Genomic DNA, 21207 nt, shown 5'->3' with positions numbered 1-21207 from the left:
CCCTTAAGTCCCGATTTGCCATACACGGCATCAGGCGATGCCGATCTCGTTCAAGACCGAGCGGAAATTGTGCTCACGCTCGGAATAGGTCTCGATGACCTGCGGAATGTTCATCGCGGCGAGGTGATCGGCGACGAAGGCCGCGCGATCATTGGCGTTGTTGAAATCGGCGGCTTCGAGCTTGGGCAGCCCGGAAAAGTTCAGCATCTCGCGCATGCGGTCGTCGACCGCCACGATCAGGCTGGGAACGCCGGCCTGCAGCGCGATGACGTTGCCGTGGAAGCGCCGGCCGAAGGCGAAGTCCATCGACGAGGTCCAGGCCCGCCATTGGTTGGTGTCGAAGAAGGCATGGACGTTGATCTTCTTCTTCAGCTCGTCCGAGCCCTTGAAGGTCAGGTCCCCGATCACTCCGCCCGAGGCGGAATCGTAGACGCGGCCATCCGCATCCGGCTCGACCTGAATATCGAAATGCAGCAGCTCGTCTTGCACCACATAGGATGAGCGCCCGTCGTTCGAAGACAGCGCGTTCATGTCACCGATCGTGTTGAGCTCGGCGCCCATATATCCGGTGAAGACCGTGCGGCATTCGCCGACCTTCACCTCCGGCAGCCGGCGCAGCGCACGCCGTACATTGGCCGGCATGAAATAGAGCGAGGGACAGCCGACCGGCCTGACGAAGGAAAAGCCCTGGTCCTTGAGGAAGGCAGCGGTCTCCTCGCCGCGCGTCAGGAAATAGTGCTCCCTTTCCTTCAGGACTTTCAGCAGGCGCTGCGTCCCCTCGGGCAAGGACTGTTCGAGATCGGGCCGGTTCTGGATTCCGATGCCGAGCATCACGACCGGCATGTCGAGCTTCGAGAGCACGAGCGCCTCGGCATCGGCCGAAAGGCCCTTGCGCAGCAGGTTGGCGCAGGTGAAGACGCAGATATCGAAGCGATCGTTGATCGTGTCGAGGCCGGTGCCGTTATTGACGGCGTTCCACAGATGCCAGAACGGGATATGCGTCGCGTTCGGCGACAGCGCCCGCAGCGCGCCTTCGCCGATCAGGTAGTTCCCGGTATTGCTGATGTTTTTGAGCTCGCGGAGGAAGGCCTCCTTGCTCTCGGGCTGCGGCTGCTTCTCCGAATAGAAGACTTGGGCGCCTTCTGCCTTCTGAATGTGGCGGGTGAGATGGCTCGGTATGCCGGTGACAAGGATTCTGGGGGGCATGGCTTCAGGATCTTCCGTTGATCGTCACGCGACGGCACGGGCGGAGAGAGCGGCCTCCGCCATGGACACGTCACCAGTGGGCTCGCCCGAAGCGGTGTTGCGCCGGACGGGGGCCGCGGGTTCGATAGCGTCGCTCCAGGCGATGAAATCGGCGAAGGACGCGCTCCAGGAGCGTTGCGCCGCCGTCGCGAGCGCGCCTTCGGCCAAGCGGCCAAGCGTTGCGCGGTCCCGCGCGAGTATGGCGATCGTCCGGGCCATCTCGACCACGATCTGGGCGTCGGCCGCGTTCGCGATCAGCACGCCGTCCTGGCCGTCGACGACCAATTCCTCGACTGCGCCGACTGCGGTCGCCATCGGGACGCAGCCGAGCTGCTGCGCCTCTGCGATCATCAGCGGAGCCCCCTCCCAGCGCGACGGCATCACCAGTATGTCGGCCCAAGCCAGATGAGCCGCGATATCCTTGGCGGCGAAGACCGGCGGTGCGACCTCGACGTCGATATCGCGCAAGCGCGTCATCCAGGACGAGCTAGGGTCGTCGGAGAGGATCTCGCCGCCGACGGCCCGGGCCTCGAAGGCGATATCCCGCTCCTTGAGCCGGACGAGCGTGCCGTGCAGCCGGTCGATGCCCTTCTGCCGATCGAGCCGGCCCATATAGAGCAGGCGGAGCGGATCGCTTCCGCGCCCGGCTTTGCGCGCCTCGGTCACCTGAGCCCGCAGCTTTGCGTCGATGGAGAAGCTTGCCGCATTCGGCACGGCGAAGATCTTGCCGAAGGGGACGCCGAAACTGTGCAGATAGCTCTTCAATTGTTCCGAGCAGGTCAGGAAGGCGTCGTAAGCATGCTCGAAGGCGATGGCTGCATAGGGCTGCCCGGCCGGGCGCCTGAGCGCCGTCTCATCGACGACATGGAGATAGCAGGCCGTGCGGGTTCCGGCAGAGCGGAACTGCGCCATCAGCGGATGGGCCGCCATAACATGGTTGTTGACGATCAGGTCGAAGCCCGAGAGCAGCCCCTTCAACCCGGCCCAGTCGAGGGCGTGCTCGTCGGTGATGAAATCCTGACCGAGGAAATGGCCGCTCGCGCCCCAGGCCGGCACGCCGTCCTTCCAGAAATGGAGATGGTCGAACGCTTGGTCGAACTCGTCGAGCACCTCCATCCGCCCGGAGCCGAGCACGAAAAGATGGGTCTCGAAGCCGTTCTGCCTAAGTTCCCGTCCGGCCGCATAGGCGACCTTTTCGGCTCCGCCGAACGAGGCGTTCGGCACCAGCACGGCTGCCGTCCGACGCGCTGCCGCATGGTGCGCCAGCGGCAGCACGGGGGAGCCGCCGAGCTCGGTTCTGAGCAGCTTGTAAAGCTCGGACAGGGCAGGCAGCCGGCGGGGGCGCCATGTCCAGCGCGTCGACGCTGTCTGCCGCAGCGGGCTTGTCGTGAGCGCGCTGACGAGATTGAGCAGCGCCTGCTCGGGCCGGATCAGCGAGCGGCGCTGCCGCGCCTTGGGGAAGGGGAAGCTGACTTTGAGGCGTGCCGATGTCGGCCACGCCTGTTCGCGGCCAATCGATGAGAACCAATCGAGCGCGTCGTCGTTGATGACGCTCCTGATCAGATCGGTCGAGACGAAGGTCAGATCCGCTGCGCCGCGCTGAGCGCCGGACGGGAGGATTTCCCACTCGATGCTCCGCTGCGAAGCGACGTTGCAGAGCTCCACGAAGACGACATTGCACCGTTCGGCAAACGTCTCGAGATGGCAGAGAACGTTCGGCAGGAGCCGCGAACGGGCGAGGAGCTTGAGCGTCTCGCTGCTGCTGGCGGCGATGAAGGGCGGGAAATGGACATTGTCGGGCTCGCCGGCATTGCCCCAGAAGGCCCGCACCGCTTCGTCGAAGCCCATCTGCCCGGGTGGCAGCGTCGGATCCGTGAAGACGTCGAGCATACCCTCGCCGCTGCGGATCAGAGCATAGCGCGGCGCTTCCTCATGCTCGAAGCCGACCAGGGTTGGCCGGCGGAACAGCGCCTTGTGCCGCCGGCGGAGGAAACTCATCGAGGCCGAGCGGTCGCGGTTCGCCTCCTTGAAGCGGCTTTCCGCGCGCAGGCGGTATTCGAACGCGGTGTCATGGCAAGGCTCGCCAACGAAGCCTCCTTCGACGGCCGAAAGCCAGAACTCCCAATCCTCGAAGCCGTTCTGGCGATCTTCTTCGAAGCGGACACCGCTGCTGAAGACGTCGATCGAGATCATCGAGCCGGTGTCGCAGATATTGTCGCTGATGCAGTGAATCAGGCGCGAATAACTGTCACCGTAATGCGCCCGCCAATTGACCGAGAACGTATCGATATTCGTGTAGACCCAGCCAGCCTTGCTTGCCCTCAGCCGGCGATAGAGGGTTTCGACCGTGTTCGGCAGGACGCGATTATCGGCGTCGAGAAAATAGACCGCCTTGGTCTCCGGCAACTCTTCGAGGATGTAGTCGATCGCACGATTGCGGGCGCCGCCCGGGCCGGCATTCTCGCCGAAGATCACATGGACCTCCGGATGCGCCGCGGCATGGAGGGTGAGCTGGTCGAACACCTCATGCTGCGGGTCGCCATCGACCGAAACCACGATTGCGAGGCGGCAGTCCGTTACCGAAGCCAAGGCGGATTCCAACGCCTCGATCACGAGCGCAGCATGGCCGTAGAGCGGCACGGCGATGGCGACCAGATCCTGAGGCTCGTCACGCATTGGCGACCTCCCGGGCCGGGCTGTTCTCCAGATACTTTACCAGTCGGAAATTGAAGACCTTGAGCCAGGCGAAATCGACCGAATTGGTTGCAGCCTTGCTCAGGACGACCAGGTCCATCGTGCGCGGCGCCGGCGCTTCCAGCATGAAGTTGATGTCTACCGGCTGCGCGGCCGTGATTTCCATCCATCCGCTGAAGAACGCCGTGGGCGGCAATGCGCGGCCATCGGCGAGAGCCGCGATTTCCTTTCGGATATTCGCCGACAAGGGGACGAGCATCAGCCCGACCGTGGCGGGCTTGCCTTCGGGATGATCGATCACGGCGCGCGCCGAGATGCGCGCCGTGCCCGGCGCTACGACGCGACGAACGGCGCCGGCCGTGATGCCCTCGCTGAGCGGATGGCAGCCGATCGCATCCTCGAGCTCGAGAAAGCGCACAGTCTGAAAGCTCGGCTCGATCGGGCTCGCCGAGACATTGGTGACGGCGCGCAGCAACTCGACCGGGAGTCGATAGTCCTCGACCTTCCGCCCGGAGATCACCGTGGACGGCGCGAAGACATTCGGCAGGGCGGTGGGACGGACGCCCGGGAGCCCGGTGAAAATCCGCAGGGCGAGAGGGCGCATGTCGAGGTCGGCATGCGGCGCCCGCGCCTGGGCGGCGTAGCGCTCGTTGGTGATGACGTGGCCGAGAGAGAGTTCGGGCGGCAGCCCGCCGCTGGCAGAGATTCTGAGCCGCAGCGTGCGGGGGCTGCCGTCACACGCCTTGGGCAAGGAGAAGAAGTTCCAGCCCTGCGTGACACTGGCATAAGGAATGAACCATTCCGCGATCCCCTCGCTGCTCTCCACGTAATCGAGGGTTACGATGAGCCGGCCGGTCTTGTCCGTCGGGACTTCACGAAAATGCAGAGCGAAGCCGGATACCGCATAGCTCGAAATCGGGAAGAGCTGCACGATCTCTGATTCGCACAGCAAGGCTGCGAGCCCCTGGTCCTTGGCGTCGATGTACGGTCCGTGGCCGAACACCTCCGAGACCGTGTCCCAATTGCGGACATGAAACGCGTTCTCGAGCGCGCGATAATTTTCGAAGAGCGCCTCCCGCTCCCGCCGTAGCGCCGCGAGCTCGGTGTTGGCGCTCGCCATATGGCGCGACAGGCGCCCGAGGCCGCCTTCGAGCACCTGCACCACGAGCTCCGCGTCCGACGCGAGCGCTGCTTCCTGCAACCGGACGACGGGGACATCGGGCAGGGAACCCACTTTGCGAAGCCGCTTGAGCGCGGCCCGCAGTGCGTTGTTCCCAGCATCGGAAATCGCGACGCCGATGAGCGGAAACGTGCCCCGCAGCTCTTCGGCGTCAGACTCCGGATCGACAAACACGAGAAGATCGCGGAGCGGAGAGGCTGCGAGAGCATCCTGGTCGCTGATCGCGGCAATCACATAGCGATTGCGACGCGGAAGTCGATGAATGGTCGCAGACAATGACTCGTTCAAGATAGCGCCCACCATGCGTCAGAAAATCGCAAACTCAGCTTTTCTTGCATCGCAATATTCTGAGTACAGATTATCTCATGTCAACATTATAATTATGGCATTTTCGCGCAGTTTCTGAAATCACGAAAGTATTTGAAAAGAAAATGGTTTGAAAATGAAAACATATCTGAATTAAGGTGCGTTTTATCTTCATATAATTGTTGCATGGAATGCGTAAGCGATATGCTCGGCAGCGACCGCAGTGCGGCTTGGCGGCGTGCCCGTGATTGCCAGTGGCGAAGGTGCCATCCGGGAATTGCTGTGCTGGCAGCGTTCCGTCCTCGAGCGTCGGGATCACGTTGCAGAGCCGTGCGTGCTTGCCGCGAATGTAGTCGAGGATCAGGGGCCGCGCGCTCGGCGCAGCGGCGTCATCACCCGGCCGGTGACGCAGTCGGCGCGGATGTAGCGAGGCGACCCGCGCCGAGCTGTCCCGCAGCAGACGATTACGGGTGGCCCCCGCTCTCCGGCCGCACCCGGATGGTGCGCCGGAGGGGGGGCGGCTCAATCCGGCAGGCGCGAGATCACGCCGACGATCGGCCGCAAATGCTGCTCCAGAATGGCGAGGGCCTTCTCCTCGTCCCATTCGGCCAGCGCCGCGATGAGGGCGTGATGTTCCTTGCTGATGCGCGCGATGCGGCTGGGGTCGGTATGGATCGCGGTCATCGCGACGCGCTGCTGGCGTGCGCCCAGCGACTGATAGAGTTCAGAGAGCACGATGTTGCCGACGGCGGCGACCATGATGAAATGGAACTGGCGGTTCAGCTCGACCCGATTGAAATAATCGTCCTGCGGCATGCGTTCGAGTTCGTCGAGAATGGCCTGCATGTCGGCAGGCAATGGAATCTCCTCCCGGCAGATGCGGCTGATCGCGTGTCCTTCGATCATGCGCCGGGCTTCGTAGAGATCGAGCAGTTCCTGCGCCGTCACCTGCCGGACGAGCGCGCCGCGGCGCGGGAGCAGGTCGATGAATCTCTCGGCTTCGAGACGATGGAAGGCTTCGCGGACCGGCGTACGCGAAACGCCGAGCGCCGAGGAGATCTCCTCCTCCTCGACAAAGGAGGCGCCGGGGAAGCGGCCGCGCAGGATCTGCTCCCGCACATAGAGATAGACCCGCTCGCGGGTCGGCTTGCTGCGCGCGGCAGTCGTTTCATCTGGCTCGATCATCTTCATCGTCGGTGCCCTCATTCTGTGCAGCATAGGGCAGGTCGGCAGTAGACAGCAAAAAATCCGCCACGTATACATGACGCATCAAGAGCATGGATCGAGCGACCAAGCGCCGAAGCCGTGCCGGGGAACCTTATGACCGCGCTGCCTCTCACGATGCTGCAAAGCCGGATTCCGGATCGAGATTTCGGCCTCGTCCGGCCTGCCGGGAACGCTGGCGCGGCAATTGCTCGTGCCCGAGCGGTTCCGCCACTCGTCCCCTTTCCAGGTCACGAGCCGGGATAGTCCGGCGGGCCATTGGACATAGCAGCAGAGGATCAGCCGATGACCATCTCTCGCCGTTCCGTCCTTGGTGGTGGCCTTGCTGTTCCACTCCTGGCCTCGCCCTTCCTGAGCAGTCCTGCACGCGCCCAGCGCTCCTCCGGCATCATTCGCTACGGGCTCTCCGCCTTCCCGCCCAATCTGCAGCCATGGGTTTCGACCGGTGCCTCGGCGGGCACTGTGAAGATGCTGATCCACCGCAGCCTCGTCTCTTATGACCCCAAGGGCGAGCTCCGCGGCGAGCTGGCGGAATCCTGGTCGCGCGATGCGGAAGGCGCCTGGGTCTTCAAGCTGCGCAAGGGCTGCGTCTTCCACAACGGCGAGCCGGTCACGGCCGACGACGTGAAGTGGTCGATCGAGCAGATCGCCGGCGAAAAATCGACCGCCTATATGCGGGCGCAGTTCCAGCTGGTCGAGCGGATCGAGATTCCGGATCCGCAGACGATCCGCCTCGTCACCAAAGGGCCGCAGGCGACGCTGCCGAGCTGGTTTGCCAACTACAACACCTTCGTGATCTGGCGGAAGTCGAGCCCGAACGAGCCGATCGGTGCCGGCCCCTACCGCCTCGTCGGGCAGGAGCGCGGCACTTCGCTCGAGCTCGCCGCCTTCGACAAGTTCTACAAGCCGGGCATCCCGAAGCTCAAGAGCATCAAGTTCGTCGTCTACGCCGACGAGAACCTGCGCAATGCGGCGCTGATCTCGGGCGATGTCGACATGATCGAGTATGTGCCCTGGCAGTCGATGGCGGCGGTCGAAGCCGATCCGCGGCTCAAGCTCGACAATCAGGAAGGGCCGTTCATGGACGTGCTGTTCAACGGCACGAAGCCGCCCTTCAACGACCCGCGCGTGCGCCGGGCCGTGGCCCATGCGGTGAAGCGCGAGGACATCGTCAAGGTCGCCTTCTTCGGCCGCGGCAAGCCGCTCGAGGGGCTGCCGATCGCCGAGGGCACGCCCTGGTACGACAAGGAGCTGGCGCATGGCTGGAACTACGATCCGGCGCGCGCCAAGGCCCTGCTGGCCGAGGCGGGCTTCGCCAACGGCTTCCAGACGACGCTCCTCGCCACGGCTCAGTTCGGCATGCACAAGGATACTGCCGAGATCGTCCAGCAATATCTCGCGGCGATCGGGATCCAGGCGGAGCTGCAGTTGCCGGACTGGTCGACGCGGGTGAGCCGCGGCTCGCGCGGGCAGTACGACATGGCGATCCATGGCGTCTCCTCCGACAACAACGACCCGGATGGGCTGACCGTCGTGCTCGATACCTCGCTCTCGCCCTCGCATGGCCGCTCCTTCAAGGTGGACGCGCCGCGCACGATCGCTGCGCTCGCCGCGGGGCGGGCTGAGTTCGACCAGGCTAAGCGCATCGACATCTACAAGGAGATGCAGCGCGCCGCATTGGAGGAGGTGCCGCTGGTCGGCCTCGCCTGGCGGCAGCAGGGCTACGGGATGGACAAGAGCGTGCAGGGGTTCACCAACCTGCCCGGCGCGCTCTCCAACTCCTCCGGCAACATGCTCGAGGAGACCTATTTCGGATGAGCGCGGCCTGGCTCGGACGGCGATTGATCCTGACCTTGCTGACGGCCTGGCTGGTGGCGACGATCGTCTTCCTGGCGCTTCACATGGTGCCGGGCGATCCGGCGGAGCTTCTGCTGTCGACGGCCGGCGTCGTGCCTGATCCGGCTTCGGTGGCGGAGCTGCGCGAGAAGCTCGGGCTCGATCGGCCCCTGCTGGCGCAATACGGCCATTTCCTCGGCGGCCTGGCGCGCGGCGATCTCGGCGCCTCGCTGGTCGACGACTATCCGGTGGTGCAGGAAATCGCGCTCAGGCTGCCGCGCACATTGGAGTTGATCCTGGCAGGAGCACTGATCGCGGTCGTGATCGGAGTTCCCGCGGGGGTCTACGCCGCGGTTCATCGCGGCGGAGCGTTCGATCGCATCGCCTCCTGGATGACGGCGCTGCTCCTGGCGGTGCCGGTCTTCGTCGTCGGCACGCTGCTGGTGCTCGTGCTGGCGCAGATGCTGCGGCTGATGCCGGCGGGCGGCTACGTGCCCTTCGCGCAGGACCCGGCGCAGCATCTCAAGCTCCTCACCCTGCCGGCGATCGCCATCGCCAAGGGGCTCGCCGCCGTCCTGTTCCGGATGACGCGGGCGGCGACGCTCGATGCGCTCGCCCATGACTATGTCCGCACAGCCCGCGCCAAGGGCCTGTCGCCGCGGCGGGTGCTGGTCGTGCATGTGCTGCGCAACGCGCTGAACCCGGTCGTCACCGTGCTGGGCCTGCAGATGGGCACGCTGCTCGGCGGCACCGTGCTCGTCGAATACGTCTTCAACTGGCCCGGGCTGTCGACGCCGCTGCTGCGGGCCGTCGAAGGACGCGATTACCCGATGGTCGTCGGCATCATCCTGACGATTTCGGTGCTGTTTCTGCTGATCAACCTCCTCGTCGAGCTGCTGCATGCGGCGATCGATCCGCGGGTGCAGGCGGCATGAGACGGCGTGGCCTGACAAAGCTGGCTCTGCCGGGTGGCTGCGTCGCGCTGATCGTCCTGATCGCGCTTGCCGCGCCGCTGCTGCCGCTGCCCGATCCGATCCGACAGGACGTCGCGAACCGGCTGGCTGGACCGATGACCGGATCCTGGCTCGGCCGCGACGAGTTCGGCCGCGACGTGCTCTCGCGGCTGATCTGGGGTGCGCGCACCAGCCTTTCCGTCGCCTTCGCCTCGGCGCTGGCAGCCGGGCTCGTCGGCATCACGCTGGGGCTGATCGGCGGATGGGCGAGGAGCTGGGGGGCGTTCCTGACGGTGCGCAGCGTCGAGATCATCATGTGCTTTCCGCCGGTGCTGCTGGCGCTGCTGGTCGTGACGCTGCTCGGCCCGGGAGCCGCGACGCTGATCCTGGTCCTGTCGGTGCTCTATCTGCCCGGCTTTGCGCGCGTGACCTATGCCGAGGTGCTGGCGGTGAAGGGGCGCGACTATGTCGAGGCGACGCGGGCGCTCGGCGCCAGCTCCACGCATCTGCTGTTCCGAACCGTGCTGCCCAACATCGCGGGGCCGTTGCTCGTGCAGTTCTCGCTCGCCGTCGCGGCCGCGGTGGTGATCGAGAGCGGCCTTTCGTTTCTCGGGCTCGGCGTCGTACCGCCCGCGCCGTCCTGGGGGCTGATGATCCGCGGGGCGCGCTCGACGATGGAGCAGGCCCCGCTGCTGCTGCTCTGGCCCTGCGCCGTGCTGACGCTGACCATCCTCGCGATGAACCTGCTCTGCGACGCGCTGCGCGACATCCTCGATCCGCGCACGGCGGAACGCTGAACACCAACCGAATTCAAGAGAAGGACCTCGCCATGGCCGCCAAGACCGAACCTCTCGTCCATATGGGCACCATCACCGGCGGGGAGGCGCGTGAGCTGCTCAAGTCCAACCCGGTGATCCTGCTGCCGATGGGCAGCCATGAGGACCAGGGGCCCCACGCCCCGATGGGCGACTATCTGCTCGCCGAGAAGATCGCGGAGCTCGCCGCGCTCCAGGCGAGCAAGGCCGGTGTCCGGACGCTTGTCGCCCCGGTGCTGCCCTATGGCGGCGCCGACTGGTTCGGGCCGATGATCGGCGGCATCGCGATCTCGCAGGCGACGCTGACGGCGGTGATCGCCGAGATGGTCGACTCGCTGCATCGCAACGGCCTGACACGGATCATCGTCATCAACGGCCATGGCGGCAATGTCGGGCCGATCTCGGAGGTCGCGCGCGAACTCTACCAGCGCGAGCGCATCGTGCTGCCGAGCCTCTATCTCTGGCGTATCGCCTACGGCATGCTGCCGGGCATCGTCGGCGCCGAGATGTCGGCGAAGGTCTCCGGCCATGGCGCCGATCCGCTGACCAGTCTCGGCCTGCATCTCTTCCCGGAACTGATGCGTCCCGACTTCGTGCCGGCTGGCAAGGCGCTGAAGCGCGATCCCGTGCTCGATCTGCCCTTCACCGGGCTCGGCACCGCCAGCTTTGAAGGGGCCGAGGTCGGAGTGCCGCACGAATACGACGAGGTCTATCATGACGGCGTCGGCAAGGGCGATCCGAAGCTGTGCTCGCCCGAGACCGGAGCCAAGCTCGCCGAAAAGCTGAGCGAGATCGTCTCCCGCTTCGTCGCCCATTTCGCCGCCAAGGTTCCGGCCTGAGCGGCGGCACGCCCACCACCGCAGCCCGCTGCTCCGGCGCTCGGCCGGGGCGGCGCTCCAGCAGGAGGTTCTGATGATCACCCGCCGTCTCGTCGTCCAATCCGGCCTCGCCACCATCGCAGCGCCTGCCATCCCGAGGTCGCAGACGCTGTCGGGGCAGATCACGTTGATGTCCTATTCCGGCATCTTCCAGGACAACTATACCAAGGCGGTGATCGAGCCGTTTCTGCAAGCGCATCCCGGCGTCAAGGTGAACTACGTGCCCGGGGGCACCTCGGCCCAGATGGTCGGCAGCGTGCGGGCGCAGAAGGCCGATCCGCAGACCGACGTGGCGATCATGGACGTCACCACCTCCAGCATCGGCAACATCGAGGGGCTGTTCGAGAAGCTGACCCCCGCCGAGTTCCCGGTACTCAACGAGCTGTTGCCGGAGGCCCGCGCCGCCGGCGGCGAGTACGGCCCTGCCGTCACCTTCGACCACCTCGTCATCGTGCAGGATGCAGCCTTGAAGCCGCAGCTCGCCAAGCTCGCCGATCTCTGGCGCCCTGATCTCAAGGGCCAGATCGCGCTCGCCGCGCCGCCGAACATCCAGGGGCTGGCGCTGACGGCGATGACCGAGAAGATGGAAGGCGGCGACTATCGCAAATCCATCGATGCCGCGATGAAGAAGCTCAAGGAGCTCGCACCGGGCGTGAGCACCTTCGATCCCAATCCCGACGGCTATTCGCTGATCCTCAACGGCGTGGCGAAGGTGGCGACCGGATGGAATGCCCGCGCCCAGCTCTATTCCGACCAGACCGGCGGCAAGATCAACGCATTGCTCCCGCCGGAAGGCTCGGTCTTCCAGGTCAACACGATCAACCTGACCGCCGGCTCGAAGAACAGGGCGGCAGCCGCAGCCTTCGTGGCGCATGCCCTGTCGCAGGCCGCGCAGAAGGCGTTCACCGAGCGGATGTTCTATGCGCCGACCAACGGCAAGGCCGAGATCGAAGCCAAGGCCCTGGCACGCACGGCCGCCTCGCCGGAAAATCGCGCGCGCATGATCCCGGTCGACTGGAACGAGATCCTGAAGCTGCGCGACCAGTGGAACAATCGCTGGCGGCGCGAGGTCATCGCGGCGGCGCGCTGAGCGGTTTGCGATGAGCTATCTCGAACTCTCCCGCCTGCAGAAGCGCTACGGCAACTCCGTCGCCGTGGACGACGTGTCGCTGTCGGTGGAGCAGGGCGAGTCCGTCGCGCTGCTCGGGCCCTCCGGTTGCGGCAAGACGACCACCTTGCGCATGCTCGCCGGCCTCGTCGCGCCCGATCAGGGCGCGATCTCGCTCGACAGCACCGAGATTACCCGGTTGCCGCCGCACCGGCGCAACATGGGTTATGTCTTCCAGTCCTATGCGCTGTTCCCGCATCTGTCGGTGGCCCGCAACATCGCCTTCGGGCTGGAGGAGCGGGGCGTTGCCAAGCCGGAGATCGTCAGGCGTGTCGACGAGGCGCTGGCGCTCGTCAGGCTTGCCGGGCTCGGCCAGCGCCGTCCCAAGGAACTGTCGGGCGGCCAGCAGCAGCGTGTCGCGCTGGCGCGGGCGCTGGTGATCCGGCCTTCCGTCCTCCTGCTCGACGAATCCCTGTCCAATCTCGACGCCAAGCTGCGCGACGCGATGCGGCACGAGATCCGCTCGATCCAGCGCTCGCTCGGCATCACCACGCTGTTCGTCACGCATGATCAGGTCGAGGCGCTGACGATGTGCGACCGCATCGCCGTGATGCATCGCGGCCGCATCGCGCAGATCGGCAGCGCCGAGGATATCTACGAGCGGCCTGCGACGCGCTTCGTCGCGGAATTCGTCGGGCGCGCCAACGTGCTGCCGATCCAGCGCGACGCGCAGGGGCGGGCAACCGTATGGGGACAGGCCGTGCCGGTGGAAGCGGCTGAAAATGCCGATCTCTTCGTCAGGCCACAGCGCATGCGGATCGCGCCGGCTTCCGAGCCCGGCGGGGAAGGCATGGCGCGATTGACCGGGCGCGTGCTTCGCAGCGTCTATGTGGGCGACCATGTCGAGGTGCTTGTCGAAGGTGGTGGCGGCCAACTTACGGTCGAGATGCCGTCTGGAACCGCGGCTCCCACCGAAGGCGCCGCGGTGGCGGTCGTCTGGCCGCGCAGAGAGAGCCGCATCTTCGCCTGCGAGGCATCATGACAGCCTCGCGGCGCCTGCCGCTGCTCCTGATCCCTGCGACACTGTTCGTTCTCGTCATCTATGTCTGGCCATCGCTCGGGCTGTTCCGCAACGCCTTCAACGAGGTCGGGCCGACCGGCGCAATGGTCGAGGCCTGGTCGCTGGAAACCTGGCGCGCAACCTTCCATGACAGCTTCACCTTCGAACTGACGCTGAATTCGCTCTGGCTCTCGGCGGTGTCGACGCTGATCGCGTTGTGCCTCGCCTATCCCGTTTCGCTCTTCCTGTTCAGGACGGACTCTCGCTTTCGCGGCCTGCTGGCGGTCGTCGCGATCATGCCCATGCTGGTCTCCGGCGTGGTGCGCGTCTTCGGCTGGCTCGCCATTCTCGGCGATCGCGGGCTGGTCAACACCACGCTGCAATCGCTGGGGCTGATCGCGACGCCGCTGAAGCTCGTATTCAACTGGACCGGCGTCACCATCGGCCTCGCCGAAAGCATCATGCCCTATATGATCCTGGCGCTGCTCGCCGGCTTTGGCCGGCTCGACCGCACGCTGGAGGAAGCCGCGCGCTCGCTCGGCGCCTCGCCGTTCCGCACCTTCTGGCGCGTCACCCTGCCGCTCAGCCTGCCGGCGATCGCGCTCGCGGCGGGGCTTGGTTTCGTGCTGTCGATGTCGGCCTACATCACGCCCAAGCTGCTCGGCGGCGGGCGGGTCTTCGTGCTGGCGACCGAGATTTTCGAGCAGGCGACGACCAACACCAATTGGCCGGTCGCGGCAGTTCTGGCGATCTACACGCTCGTCCTGCTGCTCGCCCTGCTCGTTGTGTCCAACCTGGTGGCGCGGAGGCTGCAGCGATGACCGGGGCAGGGCGCGTTCTCTCCGGCTTCGCGGCGCTGGTCTATGTGCTGATCCTGTCGCCGATCGTCGTCGTCGTCATGCTGTCCTTCTCGGCGGACAATTTCATCCTGTTTCCGCCTTCCGGCTATTCGCTGCGCTGGTACCAGCAGCTCGCCGGCAACGGGCCGCTGCTTGCGGCGCTCTGGCTGAGCGTGCGGATCGCCGCGGTCGTGGCGCTGCTCTCGCTCGCGATCGGTGTGCCGGCGGCGCTCGCCCTCGCGAAAGGACGCTTCGCCGGCAAGGACGCGCTGACCGGCTTTTTCCTGGCGCCGCTCCTGCTGCCGACGCTGATCACTGGCCTTGCGCTGCTGCTGTTCTTCTCGCCCCTCAAGCTGACGGCGACGCTGCCTGGCCTCGTCCTCGGCCACATGACGGTGACGGTGCCCTTTGTGATCCGCATGATGACGACCGCGCTCGCCAACCTGCCTGATGATATCGAGGCGGCGGCTGCTACGCTCGGAGCTTCGCCCTTGCGCGTCGTACGCCGGGTGACGTTGCCGCTGGCAACGCCCGGGCTGATCGCCTGCGCTTGCCTGTCCTTCCTGCTGTCCTTCGACGAGACGGTGATCTCGCTCTTCATCGCAGGGCCGCGCGCCTCGACGCTGCCGGTCGAGATGGTCCGCTATGTCGAAGGCCGTACCGATCCGCTGATCGCGGCTCTGTCCGTCGTTCTCATCGTCGCCACGCTCGCCGTCGTCCTCGTGGTCGAACGCCTCGTCGGCGTCGCCCGCGCCGTCGGAAAATAGGAGAGATCCATGCCAGACTACCGCATCGAACCCATGCCCGAGCAATTGCCGGCGGCGCTCGTCGAAAAGCTGCAGAAGGTCGAGACCGCGACCATCGGCCATTCGCAGCATTGGGGTTTCATGGATCGTGGCATCCAGCCGCTGCTGCGCGGCAAGCGCATCGCCGCCGCCGCCGTGACACTGGCGATTCCGGGACAGGATTCGACCCTGCTGCACCACGCGCTCGGCCTGTTGCGCCCCGGAGACATCCTCGTCGTCGACCGGCTCGGCGACGACAAGCATGCCTGCTGGGGCGGCGGCGTCACCGTCGCGGCCAAGGCGGCCGGCGCGGTCGGCGGGATCGTCGACGGTCCCTGCACCGATCTCGCCGAGCTCGAGGATTCCGATTTTCCGATGTGGTGCCGCGGCATGTCGCCGATCACCACGAGGCTCTACAACCTCGGTGGCACACTCAACCTGCCGATTTCCTGCGGCAACGTGCCGGTCAAGGCGGGTGACGTCATCCTCGCCGACGAATCCGGAGTACTGGTGCTGCCGCGGGCCGAAGCCGAGGCGATCGCCGACGCGGCCATCGCGCGGCAGGAGCGTGGTGAACGCAACCAGGAGCGCGTGAAGGCCGGCGAGAAGCTCGGAGACATCTCCGGCGCGACCAAGATGGTCCTCGACGCGCTGGCGCAGAAGGGCTGATGTCCGGCGCGGGAGCGCGCCGATATCCCCTGTCCTGCCCCGGCGTCGCCGTTCCGGGGCAGGGGGCGACCGTTGCCCCAAGCCCCGGCACTGCCCCTTTCCTCATCTGACTTGAGCATTCGACTGGACCTTTCCATGCCCGAGACCATCGTCCTCCTCGACATGACCAGCCCCGAGCGGGCCGAGCGGCTGCGTGCGCTGCTGCCTGATGGCTTCGTGCTGACGCATGGGACCGCGCGCGGCGACGAGCACATGAAGGAGATCATCGCCGAGGCCGACTACGCGATCTCCGGGCAGGTCGGCGTTTCGGCCGATGTGCTGCGGGCGGCGAAGAAGCTGAAGCTGCTGCACAAATGGGGCGTCGGCTACGACAACATCGATATCGCCGCAGCCAAGGAACTCGGCATCACGGTGGCGCGCACGACTGGCTCCAATGCCGTGCCGGTCGCCGAATTCGCGCTGGGCCTCACGCTCTCGGCGCTGCGTTTCATCGCTTATGGAAATGCCGAGCTGAAGCAGGGGCATTGGGCCACCGGCAAGCTGCCGGGCGACACCTTCATGCTCTCGGGCAAGACGGTCGGCATCATCGGCTTCGGCGCGATCGGCCAGAGCCTGGCGAAGCTGCTCAAGGGCTTCGGCTGCACCATCCTCTACAGCAAGCGCCAGCCGCTCGATGCGGCGACGGAAGCCGCGCTCGGTGTCCGGCATGCGTCGCTGCCGGAGATTTTGGCACAGGCGGACGTCGTCTCGCTGCATTGTCCGCTGACGCCGGAGACGACCGACCTGATCGATCTGGCGGCCTTGAAGGCGATGAAGAAGACGGCGGTGCTGGTCAATGTCGCGCGCGGCGGTGTCGTCAACGAGACCGACCTGATCGCGGGGCTGAAGGCGAGGGAGATTGCCGGCGCGGCCATGGACGTGTTCTCAATCGAGCCGCTGCCGGCCAACAGCGAGTTGCTCACGCTCGACAATCTCGTGGTGACTCCGCACCTTGCGGCAATGGCCGCCGATAATTTCGTGCCGACGGTGAAGCGCATGTTCGACAACATGGCGCGTGTTTCGCGCGGCGAGCCGGTGCCAGAGCGCGATCTGGTGGTGTGAAAGCGGACGCTGTCGATGGCAGGAACGGGTCGAAACGCCACCCCGAGGCGCGGGACGTGAATGTCCCGTTGCTTGCGATGGTCCAATGTCCCGTCATGACGCATTCAGGAGTGAAGCGGATGTGCCGTTCGTATGCGCGCCATTCCAGGCGCAGGTGATCGGCACGGCCGTGGCGGTTTTCCTGCGTCAGGCCGATCGATGGCGCACGCTCTCGCCAGTCGTGGTACTCAGCGCACCACCGCCGTCTGCACGCCGCGTTCGTACAGGGCCTGATTGAACAGGCCGCTCAACGCTGGCGCCTGAGGAAAATCGCCGAGCTCCACCTGATAAGCCAGCAGCTCCTCGGTCGCCTTGCGGATCTGGGCGGGGTCGTTGACGAAGCTCACCGCTGGCGAGGCGAGTGCTCGCGTGATCGTCGCCTCGGCGACCAGGTCGCCGCCCAGAGCAGCAAGCACGAACGGGGCGACCTTGGCCGGCTCGTTGCGAATCCGCTCGGTCGCTCGATGGAAAAGCCCGACGAAGCGTTCGGCCACCTCCGGTTGGTTCTTGATGAGAGCGCCGGAGGCTGCGACGACGACGCCGGGAATGCTCGGGAACATGTCCGGCGAGTTGACGATGCGCTTGATGCGCGGGTCACGCTCGGACACCAGGGTGGCCGAGGGCTCGAGCAGCGTGCCGCCGTCGACGGCACCGGTCAGCATGGCTTGTTGAACGACCTCGATGCCCATGTTGACGATCTCGACATCGGCGCGGTCGACCTTGCCGATCTTCCAGAGCCAGTGGTGGAGGGCAACGGTCGGCACGCCGCCCGGCGGAAGCGTGCCGAGCTTTGCCTTGCGACCCGTCGCGACGCGAAACGCCGCGAAGGCCCTGGCTGGATCGTTGGCGTTCTCGGCGAAGGCCTTGGCGAGGTTCGGGCCGGCCATAAAGGCCGTGCCGCCGACCGCTGCGGCTGCGATGACGGACGTGTCCAGGCCGCGGGAACGAGCCACCGCAACCGGTGCGACGCCGATGACGAGAATATCGATCGTGCCGGAGGCAAAAGCCTGGATGGCGTTCGGGCCGGAGTCGAATTTGTTGAGCTTCAGATCGAGGCCGGCATCCCGTGCCGAGCCGTCACCGGCGAGGACGAACAAGGCACTCGCTCCGATGACCGGTACGTAGCCGATGCGCAGGGTGGCGCCCTGGGCGAAGCCGGGGCCAATCCCGGCCACGGAGCCGGCCGCCAGAGCAAGCAGGGTTCTACGGTCGATCATCTCAGGTTCCGCTTCCGCGCGACCTCAGGGCCGAGGCAGCAACTCCGCGTTATCGCACCGGAGTAGGGGGCATTGCTTCCAAATCGCGATGCCGGGATAGAATGAAAGCGCTGCCCCGGCCATGCGATGCGGAAACAGACTTCTCTCGCCAACAGGCGTAGCGATTGGCCGGCGCGAGGGGCTGTCGGCCATAACGGCTTCGGTCGTCGGGCAGGTTTGCGCGAGACAGGAACGGTACAGCCGTCTGTCGAGGGCCGGACGGTGTGGCGCTCAGGCTGAGCGTTTCACCGGCACAGGCGGGTCGAACTGGCTGGGAACAGGATCGAGGCCCAGTCGGTCGCGCAGCGTCCCGTCGCCATATTCGCTTCTGAACAGACCGCGCTTGCGCAGCAGCGGCACGACCTCGCTCGCGAAGATGTCGAACTGCGCCGGCAGGATCGGCGGCATGACGTTGAAGCCGTCAGCTGCACCCGACGTGAACCAGTCCTCGATGATGTCGGTGATCTGCTCGGGTGTCCCGGTTGCGGTGAAATGGCCGCGTGCTCCGGCCAGGCTGTGCAGCAGACCGCGCAATGTCGGCCGCTCGCGCGCGACGAGCGCGGTGATCGACTGGGCCCGGCTGCGCGAGGCCTGGACTTGCGAGGGATCGGGGAAATCGTCGACCGACAGAACCTGATCGAGCTCGAGATGCGAGAAGTCGTGGCCGCCGAAGCGGCTCGACAGCCTGGCGAGCCCGACGCTGGGATGCGAGAGTTCGTTCAGCTCCTCCCAGACTCGTTTCGCTTCCGCCTCGGTCGAGCCGATGGCGGCGCTGAGGCCGGGCAGGATGACGATCTGGTCGGGACTCCGGCCGACAGCGCGCGCCTGCGTCTTGATGTCCGCGTAGAATGCGATCGCGCTCTCCTTGTCCAGATGCGCGGTGAAGATGGCCTCGGCGTAGCGCGCGGCAAAGGCACGGCCGTCGGTCGAGGCGCCGGCCTGAACGAAGACGGGGCGGCCCTGCGGCGATCGCGGGATGTTGAGCGCTCCCGCGACGCTGACATGGCTGCCCCGGTGACCGGCGCGCCGGACGCGATCGGGGAGGGCGTAGATCCCGCGCTCGCGGTCGTCGACGATGGCGTCCCTGGCCCAGCTGTCCCAGAGCTTGGAAACGGTTTCGACGAAGTCGTGGGCGCGTGCATAGCGCTGGTCGAGACCGACCTGGGAAACCTGACCGAAGTTGGCGGCCGCGCCCGGAGCCCAGGACGTGACGATGTTCCAGCCAATGCGGCCGCCGCTGATGTGGTCCAGCGACGCGAACTGGCGCGCGAGGTTGTAGGGCTCGTTGTAGGTCGTCGATGCCGTCGCGATCAGCCCGATCCGATCGGTCAGCGCAGCGAGCGCGCCCAGCAGCGTGATCGGCTCCAGTTCCCCGCGCGCTGCGTGAGCGAGCTCGTCGCCGAGAGCGAGCTGATCGGCGAAGAAGATCGAATCCAGCTTTGCCGCTTCCGCAGCAAGCGCGAGATCGCGGTAATAGGAAAGATCGCTCAGTGCCTTTTTCGTCGAGGCGGGATGGCGCCAGGCCGTCTCGTGGTGACCGCGGCCGTTGATGAAGAGATTGAGGTGAAGTTCGCGTGCCATGGCGGGTCAATCCTGCTCGGTGAGGTCTAGACGGCGTCTGAGAGGCCCAGCGCTGCGAGCAATTCGCCGCGCAAGGCCTCAAAATTGGGATCCTTGAGGCGCGGATGCGCCAGAATGACGGGCCGGTCGACAGTGACGCGGCCAGCCTCCATCACCAGGACGCGGTCGGCGAGCTTGATCGCCTCGTCGACATCGTGGGTGACCAGCAGAACCGTGGGCTGATGCTGGCGGATCAGGCGGAAGAGCAGCTCGTGCATCCTGATGCGCGTCAGTGCGTCGAGCGCGCCAAAGGGCTCGTCCGCCAGGAGCAGGCGCGGCTGGCGCACCAGCGAGCGCGCCAGTGCCACCCGCTGCTGTTCGCCGCCGGAGAGCGCATTCGGCCAGGCCTCCTCGCGCCCGCCGAGCCCGACATCGGCGAGCGCGGCGCGGCCGCGTTCGTCCGCATCCACCGCGCGCAGGCCGAAGACGACGTTCTGCAGCACAGTCTTCCAGGGCAGCAGCCGGGAGTCCTGAAAGAGCACCGAACGATCGGTGGGCACGCCGATCCGGCCTTCACCTTCGACGCCGTCGTCGAGGCCCGCCAGGGCCCGCAACAGCGTGCTCTTGCCCGAACCGCTTTTGCCGATGAGCGCGACGAACTCGCCTGGCGCGAAGTCGAGTGAAACGTCGCACAACACCGTGCGGCCCGAGAAGCGGCGCGTGACTCCGCGCAGGCTGACGGCGGCGGGCACATGGCCGTGTGGCAGGCGGAGGGGATGGGCCGAGGCGTTCATGACGCCAGCGCCTTGCGGTAGGACAGCGCCCGGCGCTCCCAGAACCTGACCGCGAAATCGGAGCCGAGGCCAAGGATGGCGTAGATCGCGAGGCCGACGACGATGACATCGGTCTGGCCGTAGTCGCGGGCGCGGTTCATCAGATAGCCGATACCCTCGGTGGTGTTGATCTGCTCGAGAACGACGAGCGCCGTCCAGCAGGTGGTGACGGCGAGCCTCAAGCCGGTGAAGAAGCCCGGCAGCGCGCCGGGCAGCGCGACCTCACGCAGGAACGCTCCGCGGGAAAGCCCGACGCTGCGGGCAAGCTCGACATGGCGGATATCGATGCCCCGCAGCGCGGCATGGGTATTGATGTAGATGGGCACCAGCACGCTGGAGGCGATGAGCGCGACCTTCATTGCCTCGCCGATGCCGAGCCAGAGAATGGCGAGCGGGATCAGGGCCAGCGTCGGCACGGCACGCTTGATCTGCACCAGCCCGTCGAGGGAGGCCTCGCCGATGCGGCTGAGGCCGGCCGCAAGCGCCATGGCAAGTCCGATGGCAACGCCGATGCCGAGGCCGAGATAGGCGCGCTGGGCCGAGGCGAGGAAGTGGTCGGCGAGCGTGCCGTTGCTCAGGAGCTCGATGCCCGTCAGGACGGCGGTCGATGGCGCGGCAAGGAATTTCGGGGAAAGCCAGCCGATGCTCGAGGCCAGTTCCCAGATGGCGACCAATGCGATCGGGCCGAACAGGATTCCGCCCGGTGGCAGCCGCGACGGCGCGAGTTGCGGCGACCGCGGCGCCTGGGTTCCGGCCGAGCCCGCAGAATGCCCGCCGGTTTCCGCGCCAGCTTGAAACCCGGTGGCGTAGGTGATCAGGCTCATGG

Annotated in this window: 18 protein-coding genes; 10 read left to right on the top strand and 8 right to left on the bottom strand. The window is 66.1% G+C overall.

Annotated features, from left to right (window positions below; genetic code table 11):
• Window positions 1–30: 30 nt before the first annotated feature.
• The 4 genes from AB4Z10_RS03875 to AB4Z10_RS03860 all read right to left on the bottom strand — a co-directional run bounded on the left by AB4Z10_RS03875 (window position 31) and on the right by AB4Z10_RS03860 (window position 6610).
• Complete coding sequence (locus tag AB4Z10_RS03875; RefSeq protein WP_441469063.1) at window positions 31–1206, bottom strand: polysaccharide pyruvyl transferase family protein; 1176 nt, start codon at window positions 1204–1206, stop codon at window positions 31–33.
• A gap of 24 nt (window positions 1207–1230) precedes the next feature.
• The gene (locus tag AB4Z10_RS03870) at window positions 1231–3921 is read right to left on the bottom strand and encodes a glycosyltransferase (protein WP_441469062.1); all 2691 of its coding nucleotides are present in this window, start codon (window positions 3919–3921) and stop codon (window positions 1231–1233) included.
• On the bottom strand, window positions 3914–5422 hold the full coding sequence (locus tag AB4Z10_RS03865) for a DUF6212 domain-containing protein (RefSeq protein WP_441469061.1): 1509 nt from the start codon (window positions 5420–5422) through the stop codon (window positions 3914–3916). The genes AB4Z10_RS03870 and AB4Z10_RS03865 overlap by 8 nt, the downstream gene beginning before the upstream one ends.
• Window positions 5423–5947: 525 nt before the next feature.
• Window positions 5948–6610, bottom strand: coding sequence for a GntR family transcriptional regulator (locus AB4Z10_RS03860; protein ID WP_441469060.1), 663 nt, complete (start codon window positions 6608–6610; stop codon window positions 5948–5950).
• Window positions 6611–6934: 324 nt separating this feature from the next.
• On the opposite strand from AB4Z10_RS03860, the gene AB4Z10_RS03855 reads away from it, so the two are divergent.
• The 10 genes from AB4Z10_RS03855 to AB4Z10_RS03810 all read left to right on the top strand — a co-directional run bounded on the left by AB4Z10_RS03855 (window position 6935) and on the right by AB4Z10_RS03810 (window position 16693).
• Window positions 6935–8467, top strand: a complete 1533-nt coding sequence (locus tag AB4Z10_RS03855; RefSeq protein WP_441469059.1) for an ABC transporter substrate-binding protein — start codon at window positions 6935–6937, stop codon at window positions 8465–8467.
• Window positions 8464–9420, top strand: a complete 957-nt coding sequence (locus AB4Z10_RS03850; protein WP_441469058.1) for an ABC transporter permease — start codon at window positions 8464–8466, stop codon at window positions 9418–9420. Before AB4Z10_RS03855 ends, AB4Z10_RS03850 begins: the two co-directional genes overlap by 4 nt.
• Window positions 9417–10235 carry an ABC transporter permease gene (locus AB4Z10_RS03845; RefSeq protein ID WP_441469057.1) on the top strand — a complete coding sequence of 273 codons (819 nt, stop codon included), beginning with the start codon at window positions 9417–9419 and terminating at the stop codon, window positions 10233–10235. Before AB4Z10_RS03850 ends, AB4Z10_RS03845 begins: the two co-directional genes overlap by 4 nt.
• Window positions 10236–10267: 32 nt before the next feature.
• Entirely contained in the window at window positions 10268–11092 is an 825-nt protein-coding gene (locus AB4Z10_RS03840; protein WP_441469056.1) for a creatininase family protein, read from the top strand.
• Window positions 11093–11165: 73 nt separating this feature from the next.
• Window positions 11166–12221, top strand: a complete 1056-nt coding sequence (locus AB4Z10_RS03835; protein ID WP_441469055.1) for an extracellular solute-binding protein — start codon at window positions 11166–11168, stop codon at window positions 12219–12221.
• Window positions 12222–12231: 10 nt separating this feature from the next.
• On the top strand, window positions 12232–13281 hold the full coding sequence (locus AB4Z10_RS03830) for an ABC transporter ATP-binding protein (protein ID WP_441469054.1): 1050 nt from the start codon (window positions 12232–12234) through the stop codon (window positions 13279–13281).
• Window positions 13278–14120 (top strand): ABC transporter permease, encoded by an 843-nt coding sequence (locus tag AB4Z10_RS03825; protein ID WP_441469053.1) that lies wholly within the window; start codon window positions 13278–13280, stop codon window positions 14118–14120. Before AB4Z10_RS03830 ends, AB4Z10_RS03825 begins: the two co-directional genes overlap by 4 nt.
• Window positions 14117–14905 carry an ABC transporter permease gene (locus AB4Z10_RS03820; protein ID WP_441469052.1) on the top strand — a complete coding sequence of 263 codons (789 nt, stop codon included), beginning with the start codon at window positions 14117–14119 and terminating at the stop codon, window positions 14903–14905. Before AB4Z10_RS03825 ends, AB4Z10_RS03820 begins: the two co-directional genes overlap by 4 nt.
• 9 nt (window positions 14906–14914) lie before the next feature.
• Window positions 14915–15592: an RraA family protein gene (locus AB4Z10_RS03815; RefSeq protein WP_441469051.1), complete on the top strand. Its 678-nt coding sequence runs from the start codon at window positions 14915–14917 to the stop codon at window positions 15590–15592.
• A gap of 135 nt (window positions 15593–15727) precedes the next feature.
• Complete coding sequence (locus AB4Z10_RS03810) at window positions 15728–16693, top strand: 2-hydroxyacid dehydrogenase (protein ID WP_441469050.1); 966 nt, start codon at window positions 15728–15730, stop codon at window positions 16691–16693.
• A gap of 227 nt (window positions 16694–16920) precedes the next feature.
• On the opposite strand, the gene AB4Z10_RS03805 is transcribed toward AB4Z10_RS03810, so the two are convergent.
• The 4 genes from AB4Z10_RS03805 to AB4Z10_RS03790 form a co-directional block, all read right to left on the bottom strand.
• Window positions 16921–17949: an ABC transporter substrate-binding protein gene (locus AB4Z10_RS03805; protein ID WP_441469049.1), complete on the bottom strand. Its 1029-nt coding sequence runs from the start codon at window positions 17947–17949 to the stop codon at window positions 16921–16923.
• A gap of 270 nt (window positions 17950–18219) precedes the next feature.
• Entirely contained in the window at window positions 18220–19569 is a 1350-nt protein-coding gene (locus AB4Z10_RS03800; RefSeq protein WP_441469048.1) for an LLM class flavin-dependent oxidoreductase, read from the bottom strand.
• A gap of 26 nt (window positions 19570–19595) precedes the next feature.
• A complete protein-coding gene (locus AB4Z10_RS03795) occupies window positions 19596–20342 on the bottom strand; it encodes an ABC transporter ATP-binding protein (RefSeq protein WP_441469047.1) in 747 nt (248 codons plus the stop codon).
• The gene (locus AB4Z10_RS03790) at window positions 20339–21205 is read right to left on the bottom strand and encodes an ABC transporter permease (protein WP_441469046.1); all 867 of its coding nucleotides are present in this window, start codon (window positions 21203–21205) and stop codon (window positions 20339–20341) included. The genes AB4Z10_RS03795 and AB4Z10_RS03790 overlap by 4 nt, the downstream gene beginning before the upstream one ends.
• Between the last annotated feature and the right edge of the window lie 2 nt (window positions 21206–21207).

Source organism: Allobosea sp. RAF48 (assembly GCF_052114025.1).
Taxonomy (GTDB): domain Bacteria; phylum Pseudomonadota; class Alphaproteobacteria; order Rhizobiales; family Beijerinckiaceae; genus Allobosea.
Note: the sequence above shows the minus strand (reverse complement) of the source record. Positions and strands in the feature narration are given on the sequence as shown.